This is a genomic window from Dokdonella sp. (genome assembly GCF_051958935.1).
Lineage (GTDB): Bacteria > Pseudomonadota > Gammaproteobacteria > Xanthomonadales > Rhodanobacteraceae > Dokdonella_A.
The window spans coordinates 1-9,434 of sequence record NZ_JBQCFP010000189.1 but is presented as its reverse complement, the minus strand read 5'-3'; the positions used below and the strand labels follow the sequence as shown (position 1 = coordinate 9,434).

Genomic DNA, 9,434 nt, shown 5'->3' with positions numbered 1-9,434 from the left:
GACCCGCACGAACGCGAGGTCGCCGCACGCTTGCGTGCGGCGGAGCAGGCGCTCGCCAGCGCTGCCGAGGCGCGCGGCCGTGCCTGGACCGTGCTGCGGCCGACGCTGATCTACGGCGCCGGCGTCGATCGCAGCCTGACGCCGCTCGCGCGCCGCGCCAAGCAATGGCGCGTGTTCCCGCGCGTCACCGGCGCGCGCGGCCTGCGCCAGCCCGTGCATGCGGACGACCTCGCCGCGGCCTGCGTCGCGGCCGCCGCGCAGGCGCGCTGCGCCGGGCGTGCGTATGGTCTCGGTGGCGGCGAGCGCCTGCCGTTCGCGACGATGCTCGAACGCGTGCGCGCCTCGCTGCCATTCCGCACCGTGCCCATGCCGGTGCCGCTACCGCTCCTGCGCACGCTGCTCGCCAGCGCGCGTGCCGCCGGCCGCAGCGGGCTTTCGCCCGCGCTGGTCGACCGTCTCCAGGCAGACCTCGTCGCCGATACGAGCGATGCGCACGCGGACTTCGGTTTCTCGCCCCGTGCGTTCCGTCCCGACGCCGCGTGCTGGGAGGCCGCAGCCATTCAGCGGTGATTGATGGCGTGTCCGTTATCGCTGCGCCCGGAGGTTCCCGATGAAGCGTTCCATGCCGATCCTGCTCGCCCTGCTGCTCACGTGCGGATCCGGCGCGCGCGCGACCGACTTCGAGGACACGTGCGCGGCGAGCAGCAGCTACGATCTCGTCGTCGGCGCCGATGCGCTCGTGTTCGAGCGTGGCGCGCCGGCGCCGCGCCGGGTCGAATGGCGCGACGGCCGCCTGCGCGTCGATGGCGTGGTGGTGCGCCTCAATACCGAAGATGCCGACCGGCTCGGCCTGTTCGCGCGCGAACTGCGCGCGCTGGTGCCGAAGGTGAAGGCGATCGCGCTGCGCGGGCTCGATCTCGCCACCGGCGTCGTGCGCACGGAGACGCGTCGCCTCGCCACGTCCGCCGACACGCGTGCGGAGGTCGATCGCCGCATCGCCGCGCATGCGGCCGAGCTGCGCGCGCGCATCGCGGCGAGCACGAGCACGCGCGAGTGGCAGGCCGAGGCGTTCGAGCGCGACGTCGCCGGGTGGTCCGCCGATCTCGCTCCGCTGCTCGTCGCCGACGTCGGCCGCGGCGCGATCACCGCCGCGCTCGACGGCGACCTCGATGAAGCGGTCGCGCTGCAGGCGCGCGCGAGCGAACTGGGCAATGGCCTGCAGCCGAAGATCGAGCGGCGCCTGCGCGATCTGCGCCCGCAGGTCGAGGCGCTGTGCCCGTCGATCCGTCGCCTGCATGAACTGCAGGACGGCGTGCGCGACGGCGACGGCCGGCCGCTCGACCTGCTCGATATCGGCGCGGCGAGGCACTGACGGTCGGACGCGCTTCGTCGCTACGCAACGGTATGCACGAGCGCGACGCGGGCCGCCGTGCAGGCGCCTGTTGCAATGCAACGCCCGGGATGTGCGGGTTTTTCGCCGCAGTGCAGCGTTGCCAACGCTCGTTTGAACGACCTAAGATGCGATGCGCTTCACGCACGACTCAAGCAATCCAGGACGCCAGCCAGAAGGGGCATGCCCATGCAGGTTCGATCGATCACGACCGCGGCCGTCGCCGCGGCGTTGTTTGGCAGTTTGGCGGCGCACGACGCGCGGGCCTACGACTACACCGCGCCGGTGGTATTCCACGGCACCGCAGACTTCGACCCTGCCCACAGCGTCATTCCGTTTCCGAACAACCTGCTGTTGCTCGGCACGACCGACCTGACGCTGAACATCCCGGTCGCCGATCCGACGAACTTCGGTGATCCGAAGGTCGCGATGAACGCATTGGACGGCTTCGGGACGACCACGCCGTGGTCGACCACGTTCAGCGCGCCGATCGATCCTTCCTCGCTCGCCGGCAACGTGCACCTGTTCGAGGTCTCGCTGAGCGGCCCCGGTGGCGCGGTCACGAGCGTCGTGCGCGAGCTTTCCTCGCCGACCGAATTCGTCGCCGTGCTTTCGCCGTCCGACACGAGCCACAAGACGCTCGCGATCGTGCCGACCGCGCCGCTCAAGCAGCGCACCTCGTACATGGCCGTGCTCACCAACGGCATCAAGGATGCCGGCGGCAACGAGATCCGCGGCACGCTGACCTACCTGCTGTCGACCGCGCAGCACCCGCTGTGCGCGGGCGGACACTCGACCAACCCGGCGCTGTCGGACGCGCAGGCGTGCCAGCTCGAGCCGTTGCGCCAGCTCAACAGCTCGCAGGCCGCGGCGGCCGTTTCGGCCGGCGTGCCCGCAGGCAAGATCGCATTGTCGTGGGTCGCGACCACGCAGAGCATCACGCCGACGATGCAGGCGCTGTCGGCGATCACCCAGGCATCGCCGCCGGCGCCGACGCACGTCGCCCCGACCGGCAAGACGCTCGCGAGCCTCGGCCTCGGCCTGCCGCCGATCGCCGACATCTACATCGGCACGATCAGCCTGCCCTACTACCTGTCGGCTCCGAGCGCGTCGAACCCGACCGCGCCGCTCACCGGCTTCTGGCATGCGACCGCGGGCGCGTACATCGAACAGTGCGCCGGCTTCGGTCTCGACCCGACCTCGACCAACCTCACCGCGTGCAACCCGGTTCCGAAGGCGACGACGACCGAAACCGTGCCGCTGCTGCTCACGCTGCCCAATGCGGCCTCGGGCAAGACCAAGCCGGCGGCCGGCTGGCCGCTCGTGATCTTCCAGCATGGCGTCACGCGCAACCGCACCGACATGTTCGCCGTCGCCGGCACGCTCGCCGCGCAGGGCTTCGCAGTCGTGGCGATCGACCTGCCGCTGCACGGCCTCACCAGCACGAGCAATCCGTTCTACGTCGGCAATACGCCGTTCGGCGCGATCGCGCATGAGCGCACGTTCGACCTCGACCTGTCGAACAACACGACCGGCGCTCCGGGTCCGGACGGCCAGATCGATCCGTCGGGCAGCTACACGACCAACCTGACCAGCCTCCTCACTTCGCGCGACAATCTGCGCCAGGGCGCGGCCGACGTCATGCAGCTCGCGCACGCCGCGTCGACGCTGCCGGATGTCGACCCGAGCCAGACGCGCTTCGTCGGCCAGTCGCTCGGTGCGATCACCGGCACGATGGTCATGGCGGTCGACCCGACCATCAAGTCGGCCGTGCTCAACGTGCCCGGCGGCGGCATCGCGCGCATGCTCGACGCATCGCCGGCATTCGGTCCGCGCATCCATGCCGGCCTCGCCGCGGCGGGCCTGCAGCAGGGCACGCCCGACTACGACGCGTACTTCGTCGCGACGCAGACGATCATCGACTCGGGCGACCCGATCAACTACGCCGGCAACGGCACGCTGATCGACCCCGCCGTCAGCGACGACCCGATCAAGAACCTGCTGCTGCAGGAGGTCATCGGCAGCGGCGACAACCTGCCCGACCAGGTCATCCCGAACGCGGTCGCGGGTGCGCCGTTGTCCGGCACGGAACCGCTGATCCGCGCCCTCGGCCTCGCCCCGATCGACGACACCGTGCTGCTGACGACCGGCGGCCTGCAGGCGGTCACGCGCTTCCTGCAGGGCGAGCATGGCTCGCTGCTCGACCCGACCGACTACCCGGCGGCGACGGTCGAAATGCAGGGCGAGATGGCGAGCTTCGCGGCGTTCGGCGGCTTCGGGGTGATCGTGAACAACCCGTCGGTCCTCAAGCCCGTTCCGTAAGCGCGCCCGTCACCACGAGCATATCGACGCGCGCCTCGCCGAGGCGCGCGTCTTTTTTTTGCGCCGCCCGTTTTAGCAACGAGGCGCAGGCCGTAGTTTCAGCGTGCGACGAAGCCACGGAGTCCGACATGCGCAGCGTCAACGACTGGTTCGGCAGTTACAGCGCGGACCACCAGAACCCGACCAACCGGCTCATCCACTGGATCTGCGTGCCGGCGATCCTGTGGGCGGTGATCGCGTTCCTGTGGCTTCTGCCCGTGCCCGCGTCGATCGGCCGCGCCGGGCTCTGGTGCGCGCTGATCATGGTCGGCGCGCTCGCGTTCTACTGGCGCCTGTCGCGGCCGCTCGGCGCGGCGATGTTCGTCGTGTTCGCGCTGCTCGCCGTGCTGACCGAATGGCTTTATCGCACGCTCGGCGGCCAGCCACTGCTGTGGCTCGCGATCGGCGTGTTCGTCGCCGCCTGGATCGGCCAGTTCATCGGTCATCTCATCGAAGGGCGGCGGCCCTCGTTCTTCACCGATCTCGCCTACCTGCTGATCGGTCCCGCATGGCTGACCGGCAAGGTCATGCGTCGCGTAGGCCTCGCGTACTGACCGCTTGCGGCATGCGATCGCATGCCGCAAGCGCTAATCGAGCGTGATCCCCGCGAGCCGCTGCAGCGCTTCGGCGTACTTCGCCGCGGTGCCTGCGATGACGTCGGCCGGCACGCGTGGGCCGGGCGCGGTCTTGTTCCAGTCGAGCGTCTCGAGGTAGTCGCGCACGAACTGCTTGTCGTAGCTCGGCGGACTGATGCCGACCTGGTACTGGTCGGCTGGCCAGAAGCGCGACGAATCGGGCGTGAGCATCTCGTCCATCACGTACAGTGCGCCGTCGGCGTCGGTACCGAACTCGAACTTGGTGTCGGCGATGATGATGCCGCGCTCGGCTGCGTACTCCGCCGCCCAGCGATAGATCGCCAGCGTCGCGTCGCGCACGCGTTCGGCCATCTCGCGGCCGACGAGGTCGACGACGTGCGCGAAGCTCACGTTCTCGTCGTGGTCGCCGACCGCGGCCTTCGTCGACGGCGTGAAGATCGGCTCCGGCAGGCGCTCGGCCTGGCGCAGGCCCGGCGGCAGCGCGATGCCACAGAGTGACCCGGTCGCCTGGTAATCCTTCCAGCCCGATCCGATCAGGTAGCCGCGCGCGATCGCCTCGACCGGCACCGGCTTGAGCCGCTTCGTGATCACGCTGCGCCTGGCGTAGAGCGCGGCGTCGGTGCCCGCGGGCAGTACGTTCGCGACGTCCTTGCCGGTGAGGTGGTTCGGCACGAGATGCGCCGTCTTGTCGAACCAGAAGTTGGAGATCTGGCAGAGCATCTCGCCCTTGCCGGGGATGGGGTCGGGCAACACGACGTCGAAGGCGGACAGCCGGTCGGTGGCGACGATCAGCAGTTCGGTCGGCGACAGCGCATAGACGTCGCGCACCTTGCCGCGATGGATGAGGTCGAGGCCGGGCAGGTTCGATTGCGAGAGGACGGTCGGCACGCGCGCGTTCCACGGTCGAAAGGCGCCATTGTAGCGGCGCACGGCGGCTGAGGCCCCGGGCCCTTCGCCGCGCGCGCCGCGGCGACCTGCCGTGCGGCGGGGTGGGTACTGGTAGAATCCGCGCGGTTCCTTCCGCGCCGCCTCCCGACGTGCCGATACCCGTTCCGATCCTTCCGAGCACGCCCGCCACGCAGCGAGTCGCGCAATGAGCTTCATCGGCAAACTGCTCGGCGCGCTGATCGGCTGGGGCCTGTTCCACAACCCTCTCGGCATCCTCGTCGGCCTGCTGCTCGGCCACTTCTACGACAGCGCGGTCGCGCGTGCGCGGCCGGGCACGATCGGGCGCGGCTTCATCGAGCCGTTGTTCGCGTTCGCCGGCGCGCTCGCCAAATCCGATGGCCGCGTCTCGCAGGCGGAAATCGACGCCGCGGAGGCGCTGATCACCCGCCTCGGCCTCGATCCCGAACACCGGCGCGCAGCGATCGAACGGTTCACTGCCGGCAAGCAGCCCGAGTTCAACGTGAACTCCGCGATCGGCGAACTCAGCGCATGGTGCGCGAACCGTCGCGATTCCGCCTTCATCGTGCTCGACCTGCTGCTCGATCTCGTCTACGCCGAGGGCCCGCTCGCGGGCACCAAGCTCCAGCTCGTGCGCCGCCTGTGCGCCGCCCTCGGCGTGCGCGAACACGAACTCGCCGCGCTCTCGGCGATGAAGGGCTACGGCGGCTGGCAGGGCGCGCGCGGTAGCGGCGACGCCGGGCGCGCGCCGCCGCAGCGACCCTCGCAGGTCGATCCGTACGCGGTGCTCGGCATCACGCGCGACGTGAGCGACCGCGACGTCAAGCAGGCGTATCGCCGGCTCATGAGCAAGCATCATCCGGACAAGCTCGGCGACGTGCCTGACGAGGTGAAGCGCCGCTCGGAGCAGCGTGCGCGCGAGATCAACGCGGCCTACGAACACATCAAGGCCGAGCGCGGCTTCAGCTGACCGCCGCTGCCACCACGCACGGGAAATCCACCATGGCCATGCAACCCCCCATCATCGCCCCGTCGATCCTCTCGGCGAACTTCGCGCGCCTCGGCGAGGAAGTCGACGCGGTGCTCGCCGCAGGAGCGGGCTGGGTCCATTTCGACGTGATGGACAACCACTACGTGCCGAACCTCACGATCGGGCCGCTCGTCTGCGAAGCACTGCGCAAGCACGGCGTGACCGCGCCGATCGACGTGCACCTCATGGTGAAACCGGTCGACCGCATCGTGCCCGACTTCGCCAAGGCCGGCGCGACCGTTATCAGCTTCCATCCCGAGGCGAGCGAGCACATCGACCGCACGATCCAGCTGATCACGTCGAGCGGCTGCCAGGCCGGACTCGTGTTCAACCCGGCGACGCCGCTGTCCTATCTCGACTACGTGCTGGACAAGCTCGACCTCGTGTTGATCATGTCGGTCAACCCCGGATTCGGTGGGCAGAGCTTCATCCCGTCCGCACTCGACAAGCTGCGTCGCGTGCGCGAGATGATCGATGCGAGCGGCCGGCCGATCCGCCTCGAGATCGATGGCGGCGTCAAACCGTCGAACATCGGCGAGATTGCCCGCGCCGGGGCCGACACCTTCGTCGCGGGTTCGGCGGTATTCAACGAGCCCGACTACGCCGCGGTGATCGCGGCGATGCAGCGCGCGATTGCGGGCTGACACGTTTTTCTTCGAGCTTCGTGGATGGCAGGCGCGCAACGAGCGCGCGCAAGCTCCCCCCTTTCGCCGGGACGACGGCGACGAAGGCTGTTCGTGTTCCACCGGGTTCCCTCGGCGCTGGCGGGCGGGGACGATCCACGGCGCGAGAGAAGCCTTGCGCGGCGGCGCACACTGAAGCGAAGGGAAAAAACCGCGCCGGGCCCGGGGGAGGGAAGGGGGACGAAGCACCCGGCGCGGGGACAACCCGAACTACACTCATTCCAGGGAAACCTTGATCGCAGCGACGTCGAATCGCCGCCTCCGCGGCATCGACGGCGGGCGCCGCCGATGCCGCAGGAGACCCTTCCATGGGTCACGCGATGACCGTCGGCCTCGGCCGATGAATCAGATCGTCACCCATGACGGCTCGGCGTCGCGTTCCGTCGCAGCGCTCGTGCAGGGGAGTGCGGCCAGAGCGGCCGGGGCGACCATCGCCTCGCCACCGAGCCAGAGGAACTCGGCGATCGCGGCGGGGATCGGGTCGGCGTGAAGTGCATCGCGGTGGCGGTCCATCGGTGTCTCCTTCGGCAAGGGTCGGCGTGAGCCAGTCCAGAGCGTCGCGGGCGCCGCCGAGCGGGCGGCGATCCATGCGCGGATCGCCTGTCGCGCGACTAGATGTGCACGGCGGCGAGCAGGCCGAGCAACAGCGAGCCGAGCGCGAAGACGATGCGCAGGCGTTCGCGTGCATGCAGTTCGGCGTTTGGATCGGGGCGGCGCGGGTCCATCGTTCGGTCTCCGGTGCGGGTGTGCAGCTTCATTGCACCGCCCGCGCGAGGACGCGCGCCGCCCGGGTCGTGCCGTGATCGCGACGAGTTCTGGCAATCCGCGGGCAGGCGCGATGCGGCCGTTGCGCGCGCGCGCCGGCGCTGCGTAAGCTCAGCGCGCGTCGAGCGGCATCGCGCCGCCGGCACCGCAAGGAGGGGAGCATCCATGCCGCGCAGCATCGCCATCGTCGAGGACGAGCCACTGATCCGCGCCAATTACGTCGAGGCGCTCACGCGGCTCGGCTACGAAGTGCGTGGCTATGCCTCGCGAGCGGACGCGCAGGCCGCATTCACGCAGCGGCTGCCGGAGCTCGTGATCATTGACGTCGGCCTCGGCGACGAACCGGAAGGCGGCTTCGAACTCTGCCGCCATCTGCGCGCGCAGTCGGCGACCTTGCCGATCCTGTTCCTCACCGCGCGCGACTCCGACTTCGACGTGATCTCCGGCCTTCGGCTCGGTGCCGATGATTACCTCGCCAAGGACATTTCCCTGCACCAGCTCGCCGCGCGCATCAATGCCTTGCTGCGCCGGATGGAGGCGCTGCGCAAGCCCGTCGCGGCCGACAGCGTGATCGAGCAGGGCCTGCTCAAGCTCGAGACCGAGCGCATGCGCGTGACCTGGAACGGTGCCGAAGTGCCGCTGACCGTGACCGAGTTCTGGATGGTGCACACGCTCGTGCGCTTTCCCGGCCATGTGAAGAGCCGCGACCAGCTCATGCGCGACGCGCAGGTCGTGGTCGACGACGCGACGATCACTTCGCACATCAAGCGCATCCGCAAGAAGTTCATCGCGATCGATCCCGCGTTCGACGCGATCGACACCGTGCACGGCGCCGGCTATCGCTGGAAGCCGTGACTTCAGGGCTGAGGGCTGAGAGCTGAGGGCTGACGCCGGCCGCCGCGCACCTGCACGATGGCCCAGGTAGGGGTCTTCCGGTGCACGAACATTCCGCCGCCTCAAGTCCGCAAGCCCACTCTCGCTTCTCAGCCCTCAGCCCTCAGCCCTCGCTCTCTCGCCATGTCCCTCCGTTTCAAGCTGCTGCTCGTCGCGCTCTCGACGCTCGCGCTGCCGTGGGCGGGCTGGCAGTTCGTGCGCCAGGTCGAGCTGCTGCTGCGCCAGGGCCAGGAACAGGCATTGCTCGCCTCGGCAGGCATGCTCGCCAAGACGGTCGAGGCGCGCGGCATCGCCTGGCCGCCCTCGGGGCCGGTGCTCTACCTGCAGCGCACGAGCGAACGCCTCGTCGTCGACGGCTACGCCGACGACTGGGGCGACCTGCGTCCGTACGCGCAGGCGCTCGGCCCGAGCCAGGACGCGCAGAAGCTGCGCGTGACGCTCGCGCGCGACAAGGACACGCTGTACCTGCTTGCCGAAGTGCGCGATGCGACGCGCGCGCGCTTCGACCCCGCCGACGCGCGCAGCGCGCTCGGCGACCATGTCGAGATGCTGCTCGTCGACGGCAGCGAGTCGCGCCGCTACCGGCTCACGAGCGCCGCGCCGGGCGCGTTCGAGGCGCCGGCCGAGGGCGACGGCGAGCGCCTGCCGCCGCACCTCTCCGGCATGCTGCAGGAGGACGGTTCCGGCTACCGCATCGAGCTGCGCCTGCCGCGCGGCGTGATGCCCGAGCGCATCGGTTTCGCCGTGCACGATTCGGCGCAGGCCGACGCGACGCCGCCCGAACCGCGCCGCGTGATCGCCTACGACGA

At 69.9% G+C, this 9,434-nt stretch carries 9 protein-coding genes and 1 pseudogene; 8 read left to right on the top strand and 2 right to left on the bottom strand.

Features of this window, described 5'->3' with window-relative positions; all coding sequences use genetic code 11:
- The 4 genes from ACTHK2_RS17425 to ACTHK2_RS17410 all read left to right on the top strand — a co-directional run.
- Positions 1 to 570 (top strand): NAD-dependent epimerase/dehydratase family protein (locus ACTHK2_RS17425; protein ID WP_440247007.1); only part of this gene is annotated, 570 nt, incomplete at its 5' end.
- A 40-nt stretch (positions 571 to 610) separates the two neighbouring features.
- Complete coding sequence (locus ACTHK2_RS17420; protein ID WP_440247006.1) at positions 611 to 1,372, top strand: DUF2884 family protein; 762 nt, start codon at positions 611 to 613, stop codon at positions 1,370 to 1,372.
- 201 nt (positions 1,373 to 1,573) lie between these two features.
- On the top strand, positions 1,574 to 3,712 hold the full coding sequence (locus tag ACTHK2_RS17415; protein ID WP_440247005.1) for an Ig-like domain-containing protein: 2,139 nt from the start codon (positions 1,574 to 1,576) through the stop codon (positions 3,710 to 3,712).
- Positions 3,713 to 3,840: 128 nt separating this feature from the next.
- Entirely contained in the window at positions 3,841 to 4,305 is a 465-nt protein-coding gene (locus ACTHK2_RS17410; protein WP_440247004.1) for an Mpo1 family 2-hydroxy fatty acid dioxygenase, read from the top strand.
- A gap of 33 nt (positions 4,306 to 4,338) precedes the next feature.
- Here the strand turns inward: ACTHK2_RS17410 and ACTHK2_RS17405 are convergent, their stop codons facing one another.
- Positions 4,339 to 5,235, bottom strand: a complete 897-nt coding sequence (locus ACTHK2_RS17405; protein WP_440247003.1) for a phosphoribosylaminoimidazolesuccinocarboxamide synthase — start codon at positions 5,233 to 5,235, stop codon at positions 4,339 to 4,341.
- A gap of 205 nt (positions 5,236 to 5,440) precedes the next feature.
- Here ACTHK2_RS17405 and djlA point away from each other — a divergent pair, with 205 nt between their 5' ends.
- Together djlA and rpe are read left to right on the top strand one after the other, a co-directional pair.
- Entirely contained in the window at positions 5,441 to 6,223 is a 783-nt protein-coding gene (djlA, locus tag ACTHK2_RS17400; RefSeq protein WP_440247002.1) for a co-chaperone DjlA, read from the top strand.
- 38 nt (positions 6,224 to 6,261) lie between these two features.
- Positions 6,262 to 6,927, top strand: a complete 666-nt coding sequence (gene rpe, locus ACTHK2_RS17395) for a ribulose-phosphate 3-epimerase (RefSeq protein ID WP_440247008.1) — start codon at positions 6,262 to 6,264, stop codon at positions 6,925 to 6,927.
- A gap of 384 nt (positions 6,928 to 7,311) precedes the next feature.
- Here the strand turns inward: rpe and ACTHK2_RS17390 are convergent, their stop codons facing one another.
- Entirely contained in the window at positions 7,312 to 7,479 is a 168-nt protein-coding gene (locus ACTHK2_RS17390) for a hypothetical protein (RefSeq protein WP_440247001.1), read from the bottom strand.
- A 417-nt stretch (positions 7,480 to 7,896) separates the two neighbouring features.
- On the opposite strand from ACTHK2_RS17390, the gene pdsR reads away from it, so the two are divergent.
- Both pdsR and ACTHK2_RS17380 read left to right on the top strand, forming a co-directional pair.
- The gene (gene pdsR / locus ACTHK2_RS17385; protein WP_440247000.1) at positions 7,897 to 8,586 is read left to right on the top strand and encodes a proteobacterial dedicated sortase system response regulator; all 690 of its coding nucleotides are present in this window, start codon (positions 7,897 to 7,899) and stop codon (positions 8,584 to 8,586) included.
- 162 nt (positions 8,587 to 8,748) lie between these two features.
- Positions 8,749 to 9,434 (top strand): annotated as a pseudogene (locus ACTHK2_RS17380) (ATP-binding protein); the annotation flags it as partial.